General features: G+C 36.5%; 15 protein-coding genes, 1 pseudogene and 2 other annotated features (1 of these 18 cut by a window edge). All 16 genes and pseudogenes read right to left on the reverse strand.

From position 1 onward, the window contains the following. Positions 1–5 precede the first annotated feature (5 nt). A complete protein-coding gene (locus ACKXGF_RS09705) occupies positions 6–338 on the reverse strand; it encodes a ribosomal-processing cysteine protease Prp (protein WP_411953546.1) in 333 nt (110 codons plus the stop codon). A gap of 11 nt (positions 339–349) precedes the next feature. Continuing rightward, on the reverse strand, positions 350–658 hold the full coding sequence (rplU, locus tag ACKXGF_RS09710; RefSeq protein ID WP_306974684.1) for a 50S ribosomal protein L21: 309 nt from the start codon (positions 656–658) through the stop codon (positions 350–352). 13 nt (positions 659–671) lie between these two features. Beyond that, positions 672–745: a sequence feature (ribosomal protein L21 leader region), on the reverse strand. A 38-nt stretch (positions 746–783) separates the two neighbouring features. Next, positions 784–2,196, reverse strand: a complete 1,413-nt coding sequence (locus ACKXGF_RS09715; protein WP_411953547.1) for a ribonuclease E/G — start codon at positions 2,194–2,196, stop codon at positions 784–786. Between the two features lie 321 nt (positions 2,197–2,517). After that, on the reverse strand, positions 2,518–3,318 hold the full coding sequence (locus ACKXGF_RS09720) for a site-2 protease family protein (protein ID WP_411953548.1): 801 nt from the start codon (positions 3,316–3,318) through the stop codon (positions 2,518–2,520). Position 3,319: 1 nt separating this feature from the next. Then, positions 3,320–4,063 carry a peptidoglycan DD-metalloendopeptidase family protein gene (locus tag ACKXGF_RS09725; protein WP_411953549.1) on the reverse strand — a complete coding sequence of 248 codons (744 nt, stop codon included), beginning with the start codon at positions 4,061–4,063 and terminating at the stop codon, positions 3,320–3,322. Between the two features lie 122 nt (positions 4,064–4,185). After that, complete coding sequence (gene minD / locus ACKXGF_RS09730; RefSeq protein ID WP_411953550.1) at positions 4,186–4,980, reverse strand: septum site-determining protein MinD; 795 nt, start codon at positions 4,978–4,980, stop codon at positions 4,186–4,188. A gap of 1 nt (position 4,981) precedes the next feature. Then, complete coding sequence (locus ACKXGF_RS09735; RefSeq protein WP_411953551.1) at positions 4,982–5,653, reverse strand: septum site-determining protein MinC; 672 nt, start codon at positions 5,651–5,653, stop codon at positions 4,982–4,984. Positions 5,654–5,677: 24 nt separating this feature from the next. Further along, on the reverse strand, positions 5,678–6,199 hold the full coding sequence (gene mreD, locus ACKXGF_RS09740) for a rod shape-determining protein MreD (protein WP_167260921.1): 522 nt from the start codon (positions 6,197–6,199) through the stop codon (positions 5,678–5,680). Next, complete coding sequence (gene mreC / locus ACKXGF_RS09745) at positions 6,196–7,065, reverse strand: rod shape-determining protein MreC (RefSeq protein WP_411953552.1); 870 nt, start codon at positions 7,063–7,065, stop codon at positions 6,196–6,198. The genes mreD and mreC overlap by 4 nt, the downstream gene beginning before the upstream one ends. A 22-nt stretch (positions 7,066–7,087) precedes the next feature. After that, positions 7,088–8,122 (reverse strand): rod shape-determining protein, encoded by a 1,035-nt coding sequence (locus tag ACKXGF_RS09750; RefSeq protein WP_411953553.1) that lies wholly within the window; start codon positions 8,120–8,122, stop codon positions 7,088–7,090. A gap of 205 nt (positions 8,123–8,327) precedes the next feature. After that, positions 8,328–8,630, reverse strand: a pseudogene (radC, locus tag ACKXGF_RS09755) (RadC family protein); the annotation flags it as partial. A gap of 592 nt (positions 8,631–9,222) precedes the next feature. Continuing rightward, positions 9,223–9,912, reverse strand: a complete 690-nt coding sequence (radC, locus tag ACKXGF_RS09760; RefSeq protein WP_411953554.1) for a RadC family protein — start codon at positions 9,910–9,912, stop codon at positions 9,223–9,225. Positions 9,913–10,068: 156 nt separating this feature from the next. Next, positions 10,069–10,872 (reverse strand): hypothetical protein, encoded by an 804-nt coding sequence (locus tag ACKXGF_RS09765; RefSeq protein WP_411953555.1) that lies wholly within the window; start codon positions 10,870–10,872, stop codon positions 10,069–10,071. Between the two features lie 145 nt (positions 10,873–11,017). Further along, on the reverse strand, positions 11,018–12,742 hold the full coding sequence (locus ACKXGF_RS09770; RefSeq protein ID WP_411953556.1) for a sensor domain-containing diguanylate cyclase: 1,725 nt from the start codon (positions 12,740–12,742) through the stop codon (positions 11,018–11,020). A gap of 36 nt (positions 12,743–12,778) precedes the next feature. Continuing rightward, complete coding sequence (locus ACKXGF_RS09775; protein ID WP_411953557.1) at positions 12,779–14,062, reverse strand: bifunctional folylpolyglutamate synthase/dihydrofolate synthase; 1,284 nt, start codon at positions 14,060–14,062, stop codon at positions 12,779–12,781. 79 nt (positions 14,063–14,141) lie between these two features. Beyond that, positions 14,142–16,793 (reverse strand): valine--tRNA ligase, encoded by a 2,652-nt coding sequence (locus ACKXGF_RS09780; protein WP_411953558.1) that lies wholly within the window; start codon positions 16,791–16,793, stop codon positions 14,142–14,144. Between the two features lie 292 nt (positions 16,794–17,085). Next, positions 17,086–17,145: a binding site (T-box leader), on the reverse strand (it continues 171 nt past the right edge of the window).

Below are 17,145 nucleotides of genomic sequence, written 5' to 3' on the forward strand. Positions count from 1 at the left end.
CCTCCTTAAGATTTTGAAATGTGAATATATTGTCCATAGTCTCTTTCAATCGTTTCAAGTGAGACGACCATACCTTCTAACAGTAATTGCGCTTGTTTTAACACTTCAACTGTCAAATCGTCTGGTAACGTCACATTTAAAAATCCACCATTTTCACGTTGATCGATCAATGGTTCAATGTCACATATTGAAATAACCGCATTAACAGCTCCGAATGAAACAGCAGAAGCTGCTGCACAAACTAAATCATGTCCGTATGGGCCACTATCTGCATGTCCCGACATTTGAAAGCCTTTAATTGTATCATCAGGATAACGGGTTACGATTACTTCAATCATGCTGACAGTCCTTACGCATTGATTTTATCAATTGTTACTTTAGTATACGGTTGACGGTGACCTTGCTTACGCTTGTAGTTCTTCTTCGGCTTATATTTGAAAACCGTGATTTTACGTCCTTTACCGTTACGGTCAATCTTACCTGTAACAGACGCGCCATCAACGTATGGAGTTCCTGCTTTAGCAGAGTCCCCACCTACGAAAAGAACGTTGTCGAACGTCACTTCTTCGCCTGCTTCACCATCTAGCTTTTCGACGTAGATTGACTGTCCTTCTTCAACTTTAACTTGCTTGCCACCAGTTTCAATAATTGCGTACATACTTGCACCTCCTCTAATTACTCAGACTCGCCATTGAAGGTACTCGAACTGAGTTTAAAAACCTTCTCTGAGCGGTTGTAGCATGCGGGTGCTACAAAAACATAACATATAGATATTACCACGTATTAAAAAGCCTTGTCAATAGACAGTGCTTCATCTTCATAACGTGATAATAACCAATGAGCATCACCTATTTTATATAACTGATAAGGTGATTGTAAACCTTTTTTTGCACTTATATAGAGAGGAAAGTGAAATTTATGCGTTTCATGTAACAGTTTTAGAAATGGCTTGATCATCGAGCTATAATTAGAATCAACTTCTAAATGAATGACGTCGATTGAACGATCTTCATTAAACCAACACAATTCTTCCTCTAACTGTTGTAAGAAATAATGTTCAGTCGGTGCTAAGGTCCTTTGATCGATCCCAAAGAATTGATAACTATTAGATACTTCTCGTTTTCTAGTCAGCTCTAGCATGCCAAGTTTAGTAAAGCCGACAATGTGTATGGAAGCCGAGCTTTGTTTATTTATGTGTTTCAAAACATTTATAATATCTTGCTGTTCGTCATTCGACTTCATGTTTAACAAGTCAACGATGATAGCACCATATATGTTCCGCTCTTTTAGGGACTTGGCTAATTGTGTAACTGCTTCACGATTAATCACCATGTAATCTGGCTCTGTTTGTTGATGTACTCGGTAAGAACCAAAATCGACATCTACAGCTGTTAAGGCTTCAGTCTGGTCAATCATTAATGTTGCACCACTAGGTAGTGAAATCTGACGTCGTGTCAATTCATCAGCCAACGACTCATATCCATAAGGTCGATGATGAAGATAATGACGATCCAAATTTAAGCGATCAGACACATGAGGTAGTACGGATAATATTTTTTGTTTAATATCTGGTTCGTCAACAATAATTCGATCGACGTCACTTAAATCCGCTTGCTGAAGTGCCGTAATAAACGGATGGCTTTGACGATAAGCCAGCCCTTTCTTAATAGGCATTTCATTTATTTGTTTATACACGGTTTTTAAACGTTCTAACCCATTTATTAGGGTTGTTTGATCCAATTGATTGGCTTTCGTTCGAACAATCAACCCTTCATTAACGTATGGGGACAATAAGTCAATTAAATAACTTCTTTCTTCGCTTGTTAGTTTATGAGATACATGAATAGATGTTTCGAAAGGCGAATAAACAAGCGTGTCATCCTTTATTTGTAGTTTTGTTGTAACCGTCATATATTTGGATGATGTAGCTAATCGTTCAATTTGAACAAGTAGCCAATCGCCACGACTCACTTTTTCTTCAACCATATAACGATAAGGCAAATAAGCGATTTGCCCTTGTCCCACATCAATAAAACAAGCCTTCAACCGTTGATCAACTTGTTTAACTGTGCCGTACAGAATATCCCCTGTTTGAAAATCTGTAATCTTATGAAATAATACCTCAGCCGTTTGACCATTGATTTGATCTAAGTAAAGCTGGTGCCGTGTTTTTGTTTGTATCCATATTTGTCTCATGATCAACACCCTGGTGAATTAAAATTATTTAGCCTTGTTAAAGTCCGTTGTTGATATTGTGATCCGCTATCGGTGGACGCTTTCCGCGGGCACGGCTCAAGCCAGGCAACTTCATCGAATAAGCTGCTTTGTTACTTGCACCGAGGAAGCCTACTTCGAAGCTTTGCTAGAAGACGCAGGTGCATCCCTCGGCCTAAATGCGTGGCCTGCGGGGTCTCGAGCTCGTGCTCTTACCGCAGGAGTCGCCACCTTCGCTACTCACACTTCAACAACTCTCTGCCACATCATTTGAAAATCAACATTAAACTTTAACAGATCTAATTATTTAGCCTGTCCGAATAACCCCGTTAAACAATCATCTTCGCTAAGCAAATCTTCATCTTCAATATAAACATAGTGATAATGATTACGTTTGAATTCTTTAACAATATTCGATAATGAGTAATTGGTATTTGCTCGTAATATAGAAATATGATCCCGCTTAACTTGCCTCCGTAGATGGCGTGATAATAAGTGCTTTAATAAAAATCGGTCTCTCTGTCTCCACAAAAACCAATTGTCTAAAATTAAAAAAATGGAAATCCCCATCAATTGTAAAGAATACAACTGATTAATCCATAGTATACCATTTAAAAACAATAAAAAAACAATCGACCATATAGCCATCATGATAATGGTTCGATAAAATGAAAAATACTGTTGCAAAAACAACAATAATAAACGACCCCCATCCAATGGCAAGACAGGAATCAAATTGAAAACTAAGATAACTGAATTCATCCAAAGTAATAATAGACTTAATGCATCATTCAACCATAACTTGTCCAAAACAATAATGACTGCATAAAGCCATATATGTTGCAAAGGCCCTGCAATTGTTACCAACCACTCTTCTTTTAAAGGACGGTTATAATAATCTGAAGTTTCCATAACCCCGCCAAACGGCCAAATCACAACTCGTGTAACATTCCACCCAAAATATTTTGCAGTTAAGACATGTCCAAATTCATGAATTAGCACAATGACTAATAAACATAATAATTCCAAAAACCAACCAAAAACATAGGAAGTAGCACAGACAATTAATAATAATGGATGTAATTCTATTATTCGTATTGTCATGTTAACGACCTAATATGACGGGTACTGGATCAACACTTTCATTATGATTTTCAACAGCAAAGTATAATGAAGCTTCTTCGCTAGCGGCTTCATGACTGATTGAACCTAAAGTGTCTGATGGGCCGACAAATTGATAGTGGAAAACATCAATAGATGACAGATGGCCATACACTGTTTCACTTCCATCCTCATGTTGAACAACAATCGTTTTCCCGGTTTCTTCTTTATTTCCCGCAAATAAAACCGTCCCTTTTTCAATCGGGTGAATCGTTTGCTCTTCTGTAATTTCCACTAATAAATGATCTTCCATCGAAGTAACTTGATTTTCATTTAAGCCATTGACTAACATCGCTTGATTAGGTTCTGAAGGCTCATTAACTGGTGCATCAAACCCAGTTGACACAAACATCGTTGCTATATGCGCATCATACCAAGCTTGTACAGTAGCGAAAGGCAAGTCATCAGTTAATAACTGATCTACGCGAGAATCAACCTGATTAGCCCAACTCGAGTTTGACTGACTCAATAATAGGACTCCTAAAAATAACGCTAATGCTAGGACACCTCTTCTTAAAAAGGACATCACATAAGTTGTCCAATTAAAATCATCCGATTGAGGAATAGATGTCATACCGTGCATTTCTTCATTTGATGGTAACATATTAGGGTGTTGATGCAATTTCTTACGCTCTCTTAATTTACGTTTCGCAATGTCTTCTCTAATTTTTTCAACTCGCTTATTCATAGGCCACCATTCCTTTAACCATTTGTACTAATCTATTCTTAATCAAAAGAATTATGATGACCTAGACTACTACTACACAAAAAATTCCGGATAAATGCTTTACGCTTTATCCGGAAAAGTTATTACTTCATACCTAATAATTTTTTCATTTTAAATAGGAAACCTTTTTCTTCATCAAAAGACATTAACGGGACAGATTCACCGAGAATTCTTCTTGCTATATTACGGTATCCAATGGAAGCTTTCGTGTCTGGTTGGAAGGCTACAGGGTTACCATGGTGAGAGGCGCGAATGACATCTTCATCATCCATGATGACCCCTAATAAATCGATTGATAATGTTGACACGATATCATCAACCGCAAGCATATCACCATTATCCATCATATGTTTACGAATACGATTGATTACGAGATGAGTTGATTCTAAATTCTCTTGTTCTAGTAAACCAATAATTCGGTCAGCATCTCGAACACTTGATTTCTCAGGTGTCGTAACAACAACTGCTTTATCAGCACCCGCTACTGCATTTTTATAGCCTTGTTCAATCCCAGCTGGACAATCGATCAATATATAATCATAATCAGGTTTTAACTGCTCAACTAATGATTGAATGCCTTCTGGTGTTACTTCATTTTTATCACTTGATTGGGCAGCAGGAAGTAAATGTAGACAATCAAATCGTTTATCTTTCACAAGAGCTGATTGTAGTTTACATTGACCTTCAATGACGTCAACAATATCAAAAATAATACGATTCTCTAACCCTAATATAACATCTAAATTCCGCAAGCCTATATCTGTATCAATTAAACACACTTTTTTATCTTGTAAAGCTAAAGCTGTCCCAATATTAGCAGTGGTTGTCGTTTTTCCCACCCCACCTTTACCTGATGTGATGACGATTGATTCTCCCATTTTAAAGTCCCCTTTCTGAAATATCCGTTAAATTTTGTCGGATTTTTTGAAGGTTATGTAGATCATCGAGTTCAATTTGGCCTGTTTCTTGATTAATAAATGCAAACTCACGCTGTGATCCTTCAACCTCATAATCAGGTGCACGACTGAGTTGATCAGCTATACGAATTTGACTTGGATTCATATAAGAAGCAGCAACCACTTCATTAGCACCATCAGGAAACCCTGCATGAACTATACCACGTAATTGACCTAGTACAAAAACACTTCCTGAAGCTGTCACGGTTGCTCCTGGGTTAACATCACCAATAATAAATACATCCCCATTCTCATGTAGCTCTTGTCCTGACCTTATTGTTTTGACACGAGGTTTCATTGTTATGTGATCATACCAAGATTTTGCCTCCTCTTTTGAGATCACATTCGATTCAAATGATTTAATACCGATTGAATGTTGATCATTTAAGAGGTGACGAATTTCATCTTGCTGCTGAGTATCAAGTAAACGATTTTGCGTATGCACCTTAATACTTGTTCGTTGATGAATGGCATCAGATTCTAGTTGTTTTTGGAGTTCTTCCAATAATTGCTCGAACGAACATTGATCATCTAAATAAACAATAATCCCTTCTGTTGTACCTTTCATTGTAAGGTATAAGTTCGTTTCTGTCATAATGAGGACATCCTTTGAATAAAATTATTTCTCGAGTTCATATTTCCATTTCGTTAACATAGGTTTAGTTAATGGATATAAGATAAGTAAACCAATCACATTAACAATTAAGCTAGGGACAAGGCGTATCGTTAGATAATCTTGGAATCCAATCATAACTTGACCAATTAAGAAATAAACGCCAAAAATGATGAGGTCAGCTATGGCAACTCCTAAAAGAACGAATACGATTGAGACAAGAAAATTTTTGTGTAAAACACGTTTTAGTAGGTGAATCACATATAATGACACACCATAGCCCAGTAAATATACGCCTAGAATAGATGTGAATGTTAAATCCGTTAAAAAAGCAAATGCTAATCCATTCATTAAGCCAACATAACTATGTTCACGATCATAAAAAATCATGACAATAATAGAAATGACAAGTGGCCAATGTGGTATGTACAACATACCATCTAAGAAAGATGATGGGATAACTTCTGTCAAAACGCTTTGTAGAACCAATAAGATAAGCGTTACAAGTGGAAGTAGGAATATCTTCATGACTCCTCATCCTCCTCAGTTGGTTCTACATTTTGCAATTCACGATCGACTACTTTGACTTGGTTAATATCATTTAAATCTGCTGCCGGTTCAACATGGGCAATGCTTGTTAACCCATACTGATCTAATTCAATTGAACTGATTTCACCAATTAAAATTCCTCGTGGGAACACACCTCCTAAGCCTGATGTGACCACTGTTTGTCCTTCCTCTAACTCACTATCATCAGATAAATCTCGAAAAATCAATTGATCATTCTCACTGTCATAACCTTCAATCATACCAAAGATATTTTCGTTTTGATCGACTATAGCTGATACTTGATGTTCTGCACCGAAACCACTTAATAATTGAACGGTTGAAGTTAATTGTGAAGCATTGATTACTTTACCTACCATCCCTTTCGCGGTTTGAACGGCCATATTTTCTTGCACGCCGTGTTGACTTCCTTTATTGATCGTTACTTGTTGAAACCAACGTTCAGAACTTCTAGCAATGACTGTTGCATTTAACGTTTCATAGTCACTAAGTGTTGTATCAACATCTGCCATAGCACGTAATTCTTCATTCTCTTTTTCTAGTTCATTCACTTCATATGCAAGTGATTTATAATCTTGCAACTCTTGTTTTAAAACTTGATTTTGTTCATAAACTTCACGTATATCTGATATAGATCCAGAAAAGTCAGCTATGGCACCGATTGGTTTATGAAGGACACTTTGAAACAATCCAACCGTGTCATGCGCAAATTGTGCCGGTACACTAGATGAACCATCTGACCTTAATGAATAACCAATCAAACTAACAATAATAATAATACTTAATAAAAAGACAATTAACTTTCGCTTCCTTAAAAATGATGGCATATTTTGACACCTTCTCTTAACGTTACGTATTCTCTGCTGCAATTTTAGTAGTGCGTCTGATGTAATCTATATGTTTAATAGCTTTGCCTGTACCTTTAACAACAGATGTCATTGGGTCTTCAGTAATAAATACAGGAAGGTCGACTTCTTTTTTTATCATATTGGCTAAACCATCAAGAAGTGCCCCGCCACCAGTTAGAATTATTCCCCGGGACATAATATCGTTTGATATTTCAGGTGGAGCTGTAGCTAACGTATCAATAACCGTACTAACAATTTGTTTAGCAATTTTCTCTATTACTGACATAATCTCTCCACGTGTTACCGTTACGGTTTCTGGTAGACCTGTAATTAAGTCACGACCCTTAACAACCATTTTACCACGATTGTCATCCATTTTTGCAGAGGCTAGATCAATTTTTAATTTTTCTGCAGTCGAAATTCCAATAGCAAGACTATAAGTTAACCGTATATATGTTTGAATCTCTTCATTGAGATAATCTCCTGCTACTCTAATTGATTGGCTACTAACAATACCACCTAAAGAAATAATGGCAACTTCTGTTGTTCCACCACCAATATCTACAATCATGTTACCAGTTGGTTCCCACACAGGCAAACCAGCACCTATAGCGGCTGCAAACGGCTCAGAGATTATATAAACTTCTTTAGCTCCTGCCTGTTTTGCTGCATCCAATACAGCTCTTTTTTCTACTTTAGTTGCCCCAGATGGCACGCAAATTATAATATGCGGTTTTCTGGACCAGATGGTCTCCATATTATAAACACGCTCTATAAAAGATTGAATCAACTGAGCTGTTATTTCAAAGTCTGCAATAACTCCTTCTTTTAATGGTCGAATGATTTCGATATCTCGGGGCGAACGCCCAATCATACTTTTTGCTTCGTTGCCAACAGCTAAAATCTCATTTGAAGGTATATGTCTTGCAACAACAGTCGGTTCGTTTAAAACAATCCCTTTACCCTTCATATATACCAGCGTATTAGCCGTCCCTAAATCAATCGCTATTTCACGATTAAATAATGTTGTTCCCAATCTTGATCGCCCCTCTAATGTAAGTGTTACTATAACGTACGCTGTTAGCAAACGAAACATGAATAAGCACCACAACTTTATGCATAGACCTCCGTGTAGTGCTGAAATAGTAAGTATTTATATTATACGGTATAACGTCATAATTAGATAGATACAGACTCGATAAAAATGCAATATAAGGCTAATGGACTGGAGATAATACCCTTTACAAATATCCCTTTTCTTTTAAGGAAATAAATTTTTGATCGCCTATAACTAAATGATCAAGCAGCTCGATCCCAATCACTTTTCCAGATTCAGATAATCGACGTGTGACTTGGATATCTTCATTAGATGGAGAGGGGTCAACAGAAGGATGATTGTGGGCACAAATAACAGACGCAGCAGAACGTTTAATGGCTTCTTTAAATACTTCTCTTGGATGGACGATTAAAGAATTCAAGCTCCCGATAAAAATCGTTTGCCTGTGTATGATTTGGTTTTTAGTATTCAGATAAAGCGCAATGAAACAATCAATTACACAAATAAAACATAATAAATATAGAATGAATAGATTCGCTAATTAAGTGAAATATCATTTATTGGTCACTTTTTGGTCACTAGAGTTTATTAAATTTGAAATCTAAGTTATAAGATGAGGATTGATTTTTGAATTTTTGTATTTTTGTTACAATAGTAACATGTCTTAAAAATAATTTGAATTAGGGGGTGTGAATCATTAAATACGAATCAATTTCTAAGATTGTAGATAGTATAAGTATGGTACTTGTGTTGATTTCAATATTTGCTGAATCAAATTTACTGTTTTACCTTGGCTTTGTTCCGCTATTAGTCATCAACATAATGGATTTAATTATCACTCCATCTAAAAAAAGTATATTCTATTTCATCTTTAAGATTACTATAATAGGTATAGTTTGGATTTTTATCTTCGGACTAACGTTTGATATTTATTCATAATTTTCAAATTTTTGTTTGAAATGAATAGTTACTATGTGCTAAAAAAGTAAGTATTTATATTATACGTTATATCACCCTAATGAGATAGTTAAAGAGTTGTTGAAATTGCAATATAAGGCTAATGGACTGGGGTAAAACCATTACAAGTACCCTTTTTCTTTTAAGGAAATAAATTTTTGATCGCCTATAACTAAGTGATCTAATAACTCGATCCCAATCACTTTTCCAGATTCATATAATCGGCGTGTGACTTGGATATCTTCATTAGATGGAGAGGGGTCACCAGAAGGATGATTGTGGGCACAAATAACAGACGCAGCGGAACGTTTAATGGCTTCTTTGAACACTTCTCTTGGATGGACGATTGAAGAATTCAGGCTCCCAATAAAAATCGTTTGCCTATGAATGATTTGATTTTTGGTATTCAGATAAAGCGCAACAAAATGCTCTTGATGCAATCCTCTAAAGTCTTCCATCAAGAAATTAGCCCCATCTTCAGGGCTCTTGACCACGTATTGATCACGTGCTTTGTAAGTTTGAATACGCTTCCCTAGTTCAAGCGCTGCCATTAACTGAATCGCTTTCGCATTTCCGATTCCTGTAATCGTAGTCAGTTCATTTATCGTTGCATCTCTTAATAATGAAATACCTTCAAAATGCTTTAATACATTCGTTGCGAGTGATAAAGAAGAGAAACCTTTCGACCCACTCCCTAGCAAAATGGCGATTAACTCCTGATTAGATAAGGCAGTTGCCCCCACTTCCATCAGACGCTCTCGCGGCCGCTCACTTTCTGGTACATCTCGGATTAAGATAGAATGATTGCTCATTGGAAAACCCCTTTCAGTTCTTAAGTTAGCTTTATTATAATGAAACTTCGCTTAAGAAACAAAAAGGGAAAAGTCTATTATCTATGGCGCTGATAAGGGTTTCAATAGGTAAACATGTCATCACAAAACAAATAATCCAAGATAATCGTTTTTCTATTAAATTGATTCAAATAATAAATTCAATGTTAAATACATTGTTGCTCGATTTAGCAAAGCGTTAGAATCACCATCAGTCTCTCTTGTTGTTAAGTTAATAAGCTCATTGACGTATTGATGGTCTTCCATAGATTGCGGATAGTTACCGAGCCAACTTGTTAATTCTTCTTCCCACTCTCCATTTAAATCAGAAACGTCTAACAGCGAACGACCTTCATCTAACCACGTTTCGTTGTCCTCATTAGCTGAAACCGTTTTTTCTTCAAAGCTCCAGGATGTCAAATAATAGCCATCATTTTTATCCAAACCTTTTGATTGTAAATGCGACTCTATAACGGATTCGTCTACAGATTCATGAAGTATGCCTGTTAATAAATAAAATTGGTCTTCATTTGGAACCACAACTGATGGTATGTTATTTAATGATGTCTGAAAAGCACTCGCATTTTCCTCTGTACTAAACACCCCGAGTTGAAAGACTTCATAGCTACCACCACTATACTGAATAGATTCGCCATCAGAATTATTTTCAGTTGAGTCTTCGTCATCTGCTGTTACGGGCGTTGGATCTTCTTGAGTTTGAGTTGTAGCTGGATTAGAAATATCTAAAAAGATAAGCATACCGATACCAAATACTGCACCTACAATTAAAGCAAAAAAAGCAGATTTCAAAACGGTCCATAGAGATAGTTTTGATATAGTTTTCTTCTTTGACTTCGGTGTTAACACTTTTTCATAAGGGTTTTTTTCAGATTGCTTATTTTGTTGTTGAATCGCTACTTTAACTTTTTTTCGTTCTTCCATAAGCCAACCACCTTCACTAAAGTTAAGACAAGCCTAGCACACTATTAACGAAAAAATACACACTATTTGTCAAACTGCTTCGTCAATTTCGGACAATAAAAAAACTGATTAAACGAACCATTTTAGTTCATTTAATCAGTTCATTTTATATGGCTTGTTCAGCAGATGCGACACAATTCTTTCCATTACGTTTTGCGCCAACATACATTGAACGATCTGCTTGTCTTATTAGTTCATCTGGTGATTCGCAGTGATCTGGATAAGTTGCGACACCCACACTAGCCGTAACATTAAGGTCAATTGGGTCGTCCTGTTTAAGCATATGACTTCTGACATTAAAAGACTCTAAGGAGATCATAGAACGAATCGATTCCGCAAATATAACTGCTTCATCATGGTTGTATCCTTTGATTAGAACAGTAAATTCTTCTCCCCCATATCTCGCGACGAGCCCTTGTTTACCTACGAATGCTTCAATACGCTGTGCCAGCTCAGTTAACACTTCATTACCTGCTTCATGACCATAAGTATCATTTAATTTTTTGAATGAATCAAGGTCAAATAGAATAACAGATAGTTTTTCCGATAATTCTTTTTCTTCTAAGTCTAGTGCGTAACTTTCTAAATGCTCAGTAAAATATCGATAATTATATAAGCCTGTCAGACGATCACGTTGGCTTTTGTTCTTTTCTGATTGGTAATGACGCGCATTTTCGATTGCTACTGATAGGAAGTTACCTAAGATTTCTAACAACATGAGATGATATTTCTCATAAGCGTGTTTGCGCTTAGATGCAATCACTAGAACACCAACCGTTAAATTATTTCTTAAGATTGGAACGCCTACTACACTATTAACTTCATCAGGTATTTCTAAATTAGATATCTTATCGATCTGACTACGTTTTACTAACATATGAGGAGATTTATCTTGATAAATCATGCCAGCAAAACCTTCTCCATATTCTAAAGAAATATCTTCTAATTGTTTGGATTCATCATCACTGACATAACGAATCATGTTCATGGAGCGCGATGAATTCGTAATGTCATATACATAGATGTAAGACATAGGTATTAATTCATGCACTTTGGCCACAAAGGTATCTAATACATCTTTAACATTCAACTTCTTAGAAAGTTCGTGACCAATATTACTCGTGTCGTGTAAATAGCGATTAATACGTCTTCCTTTATGGTGAGTCGAAATGACTACTGATAATAGAATAGCTGGAAATCCGACAATGAGTATGGCTGCTAGACCTATTTGTAAATAAAGAATATACAAAATCAAACCTATCGGGAAAATCATAGCTGTTACGGCACTGTCGATTAATAATGATTTAGGAACTCCCTTGAACTTGTTCCCTTTCACATAAACATCAATTAGCGCTAACAAAATTTGATTTACTGCAATAGACCCAATTATGTAGCCTACTAATGGTATGATTTGATCCATCGTATTTAACGTTAGAACGCCATGAGTTCCTCCCAATGCATAATATACCACTGCGGCAAATATGGACGTCAAAAATAACATCGTTGAATTTGTCGCTATTCGGTAAAACTCTGTCTTCTTTAAACGAATCTTTATAAATAGGGCAATTAATGCCAACTGAGTTAGGATTATTTCAGCAAACAGACCAAAATATAAAAACACCGCAAAACTAACACCATTTATAAAGAAGATCGTAATTGAACCGACTTGAATTGGAAAAACAGCCACAGCACACATAACAATCGCAAAAGCAATAATGTCAATCCAATAACCAGTGAAATTCGGCTCAATACTAAAATAAAGGTAAATCATAGATGGTGGAAAAATTACTAACCAAACCAGCCAAATACTAATATTTTTCTTATCAGACATATGTAGGCTCCTTTAACCCTGATCTCGACCTTACTATTAAAACATTGTACGTTTAACCTCAGATACAAAATATAACGACCCTGTAATGACTAAAGCATCAGATGGTTTCATTTGATTTATCAACTGGTTATAAGCCGTTTTCCAGTCTTCTTTTATGATTATATTTCCATTTTCATACTTTTCTTTTAGTTCATAATACTCATAATTATTCTTAAAGTCAAATGTTGTAATATGAATTTGTGAAAAATGTTCTGAAAATAATGACATCATTTGTTCAACTGGTTTTGTTTTTAGGAAAGAGCATAAAATATAAACATTACTTTTATCATATTTTTGTTTAATCGTATCAATCAATGATTGAATAGCTTCAACATTATGAGCACCATCTAATATAACATCAGGATTATGTCGAACGACCTCAAAACGTCCCGACCATTGAGTTTTTTTCAATCCCGAGCGTATGACATCAGAATCTAGAGGTCTATTTTCAATCTCTAGTAATTGTAAGTACGCTTCAATTGCAACAGATGCATTATTAATTTGATGAGAGCCTAATAATTGGATCTTTAAATCCTTTAGGGAAATAGAGTTATTAGCAAAATCAAAAACATCTACTAGATGCTCCGTTACTTTCGCTTCTGCATGAAAATCATGGCCTAACTTAAGTACATCAGCATGGTTTGTTTGTGCTTTTTGATCAATCACTTGAATTGCTTCTTGTTGTGAAACGCCTGTAATAATAGGAGTATTCGACTTAATAATACCCGCTTTTTCATAAGCTATATCAGCTAAATTATTTCCTAATATATCGATATGGTCATATCCAATCGACGTAATAATTGAAAGAATCGGGGTAATGACATTCGTTGAATCTAATCGACCACCTAAACCTACTTCAACAACTGCATAGTCAACTTCTTTTTCTTTGAAATATAAATAGGCCATAGCTGTGATTATTTCAAATTCAGTTGGGTGCCCTACTTCTGTCGTTGCAATTTGTTCGCATAGCGGTTTAATTCGCTCAACCAAATGCACTAGATCGCTATCGCTAATTGGCTGATGATTAAGACTAATTCTCTCATTAAATGTCTCAATATAAGGTGATGTAAAAGTCCCTACATCATAACCGTCTTCACGTAATATGTGGCTTAGAAAAGAAGTGGTCGATCCTTTGCCATTCGTTCCTGCTACATGAATCGTTTTTATTTGATGCTGAGGATTTCCTAGTTTATCGAGTATCATATTGATTCTTTTTAGTCCTGGTTTAATCCCAAACGGCAATTGTTTATGAATCCAAGCAATCGCTTCAGTTACTTCCATTGTTCGTCACCTATTTCATTTTTTGATATGTAAAAATGAGTTGCTATTCTGTTATAAGAATAGCAACTCATTTCTCATTTTATCGCACATTCTCTAATTCTGCGATACGTGCTTCAACAGCTTTTTGTTTTTCTAAGTAGTCCTTTTCTTTATCGCGCTCTTCTTGGACAACTTCTTCAGGTGCTTTATTAATAAAGCTCTCATTCGCTAATTTTTTCTGAACACGTTCAACTTCACTATTCCATTTGTTAAGTTCATCTTTTAAGCGATTGATTTCTTCATCAATATCAATTAAACCTTCAAGTGGAAAGTAAATCTCAGCACCTGTAACGACGGCACTTTTTGCTTGTTCAGGTACTTCTAAGTCAGTTTTAATCGTTAATTCTTCAGGATTACAGAAACGTTCTAAATAAATCTGATTTCGTTCAAGCTCCTTAACGATATCTTCAGACTGTGCTTTGATTGCAATTTTTATTTCTTTGGACATTGGCGTATCAACTTCAGCACGAACATTTCGAACCGAACGAATAATTGAAACAAGGCGCTCCATTTCTACACGTGATTGCTGATTATTATAAGTTGAATCAACTTGTGGCCACGCTTTAACTGTAATGGATTCTCCTTCGTGTGGGATGTGTTGATAAATCTCTTCTGTGATAAACGGCATGAACGGATGAAGCATACGTAAAATGTCATCTAGGGTCTTAACCAACACAGATTTCGTAGTTATTTTAGCTTTCTCATCATCACCATATAGTGGTAATTTCGCCATTTCAATATACCAATCACAGAATTCATCCCAAATGAAGTTGTAAAGATGACGACCCGCTTCACCGAAATCATATCGATCGATATTATGTGTCACTTGTTCAATCGTTTCGTTTAAGCGCGTTAAAATCCATTCATCTGCAACTGATTTCTCACCCGATAGATCAATATCTTCGTATTGGAAATTATCTAAATTCATAATGACAAATCGAGAAGCATTCCAAATCTTATTCGCAAAGTTCCACGTCGATTCAACTTTTTCCCAGTGGAAACGTAAATCCTGACCTGGTGATGAGCCAGTCGCTAAGAAATAACGAAGTGAGTCAGCCCCATACTGATCAATCACATCCATTGGATCAACACCATTACCTAATGACTTACTCATTTTACGTCCTTCTGCATCACGAACTAAGCCGTGGATCAGTACGTCTTTGAAAGGTCGACGGTCCATGAAATGTTTCGTTTGGAAAATCATTCTTGAAACCCAGAAGAAAATAATGTCATAACCCGTTACCAGTACATCTGTTGGGAAATAACGATTTAAGTCATAACTATCTTCATCTGGCCAGCCCATAGTAGAAAATGGCCATAGTGCTGATGAAAACCATGTATCTAACACATCCTCATCTTGAACCCAATTCTCTTTGTCGCTTGGTTCTTCACGACCTACATATAATTCGCCTGTTTCCTTATGATACCAAGCTGGAATACGGTGGCCCCACCATAATTGACGGGAAATACACCAATCACGAATATTCTCCATCCAATGCAGATACGTTTTTTCAAAGCGATCAGGTACAAAATCAACTTTATCCTCTGTCTCCTGAAGCTCAATGGCCTGATCAGCAAGAGGTTTCATATTAACAAACCACTGAGTTGATAAATAAGGTTCAACAACAGCATTACTACGTTCAGAATGACCAACTTGATGGACATGCTCTTCTATATCAAACAAAACACCTTGCTCTTGTAAATCTTTCACAATTTGCTTACGGCATTCAAAACGGTCCATGCCATCATACTGAGCTGCGTTTTCGTTCATTGTTCCGTCTTCATGCATCACTAGAACACGCTCTAAATGATGACGCTCACCAATTTCAAAGTCATTCGGGTCATGAGCTGGTGTGATCTTAACAGCACCTGAACCAAATTCCATATCGACATACTCATCTCCGACAATTTCCATCTCACGACCGATAATCGGTAATATCACTTTTTGACCAATTAAATGATTATAACGCTCATCTTCAGGATGCACCGCTACAGCCGTATCACCTAACATTGTTTCAGGACGTGTCGTTGCCACTTCTATATGACCAGAACCATCTTTAAGTGGATACTTCATATGATAAAAAGCACCTTGAACTTCTTTATATATAACTTCAATGTCTGATAGAGCAGTTTGAGTACTTGGGTCCCAATTAATGATATATTGCCCGCGGTAAATCAAATCTTGCTCGTATAATGAAACAAATACTTCACGAACGGCATTAGACAAACGTTCATCTAACGTAAAACGTTCGCGTGAATAATCGACACCTAAGCCCAATTTCTCCCACTGAGAGCGGATAAAAGATGCATATTCTTCTTTCCAATCCCAAGATTGTTGCAGAAAGCCTTCACGTCCTAAATCATGACGTGTTTTACCTTCTTCCTTAAGTTTTCCTTCTACTTTTGCCTGCGTTGCAATACCAGCATGGTCCATCCCTGGTAACCACAAGACATCATAACCTTGCATTCGCTTATAACGCGTAATGATATCTTGTAGTGTTGTATCCCAAGCATGGCCTAAATGTAGCCGCCCCGTAACATTTGGAGGGGGAATAACAACTGTAAAGGGTTCTTTAGTTTCATCATTTTTCGCTTCGAAAAATTTCCCATCAACCCAATACTGATAACGATCTTTTTCCACCTCTATCGGATTATACTTTGGTGCCATGTTTAATTCTTGACCTTCACTCATTACCAAATCCTCCTTATTCACGATATGTATAGTTTAATAAAATGGCTCTGTTAAAGTTTATTGTTGATGTTCAAATGATGTAGCACTAAGTTGTTGAATTGTGAGTAGCGAAGGTGGCGACTCCTGCGGGAACAGCACGTGTCTCGAGACCCCGCAGGCCATACTCTTCGGCCGAGGAGGCTCGAGCCGTGCCCGCGGAAAGCGTCCACCGATAGCGGATCACAATATCAACAACGGACTTTAACAAAGCTTATAAACTAAATAACTCCATAAAAAAAGCTTTTCATCCTTATAAAAGGACGAAAAGCTATTACGCCGATTTCGCGGTACCACCTTAATTTATGAGGGTTTC

This window comes from Alkalibacillus sp. S2W (assembly GCF_046764385.1).
GTDB lineage: Bacteria > Bacillota > Bacilli > Bacillales > Alkalibacillaceae > Alkalibacillus > Alkalibacillus almallahensis.

Excerpts from the sequence above, each read along its gene's own strand:
- ACKXGF_RS09705 (WP_411953546.1), bottom strand. The coding sequence starts at position 338 with ATGATTGAAGTAATCGTAACCCGTTATCCTGATGATACAATTAAAGGC.
- rplU (WP_306974684.1), bottom strand. The coding sequence starts at position 658 with ATGTACGCAATTATTGAAACTGGTGGCAAGCAAGTTAAAGTTGAAGAA.
- ACKXGF_RS09715 (WP_411953547.1), bottom strand. The coding sequence starts at position 2,196 with ATGAGACAAATATGGATACAAACAAAAACACGGCACCAGCTTTACTTA.
- ACKXGF_RS09720 (WP_411953548.1), bottom strand. The coding sequence starts at position 3,318 with ATGACAATACGAATAATAGAATTACATCCATTATTATTAATTGTCTGT.
- ACKXGF_RS09725 (WP_411953549.1), bottom strand. The coding sequence starts at position 4,063 with ATGAATAAGCGAGTTGAAAAAATTAGAGAAGACATTGCGAAACGTAAA.
- minD (WP_411953550.1), bottom strand. The coding sequence starts at position 4,980 with ATGGGAGAATCAATCGTCATCACATCAGGTAAAGGTGGGGTGGGAAAA.
- ACKXGF_RS09735 (WP_411953551.1), bottom strand. The coding sequence starts at position 5,653 with ATGACAGAAACGAACTTATACCTTACAATGAAAGGTACAACAGAAGGG.
- mreD (WP_167260921.1), bottom strand. The coding sequence starts at position 6,199 with ATGAAGATATTCCTACTTCCACTTGTAACGCTTATCTTATTGGTTCTA.
- mreC (WP_411953552.1), bottom strand. The coding sequence starts at position 7,065 with ATGCCATCATTTTTAAGGAAGCGAAAGTTAATTGTCTTTTTATTAAGT.
- radC (WP_411953554.1), bottom strand. The coding sequence starts at position 9,912 with ATGAGCAATCATTCTATCTTAATCCGAGATGTACCAGAAAGTGAGCGG.
- ACKXGF_RS09765 (WP_411953555.1), bottom strand. The coding sequence starts at position 10,872 with ATGGAAGAACGAAAAAAAGTTAAAGTAGCGATTCAACAACAAAATAAG.
- ACKXGF_RS09770 (WP_411953556.1), bottom strand. The coding sequence starts at position 12,742 with ATGTCTGATAAGAAAAATATTAGTATTTGGCTGGTTTGGTTAGTAATT.
- ACKXGF_RS09775 (WP_411953557.1), bottom strand. The coding sequence starts at position 14,062 with ATGGAAGTAACTGAAGCGATTGCTTGGATTCATAAACAATTGCCGTTT.
- ACKXGF_RS09780 (WP_411953558.1), bottom strand. The coding sequence starts at position 16,793 with ATGAGTGAAGGTCAAGAATTAAACATGGCACCAAAGTATAATCCGATA.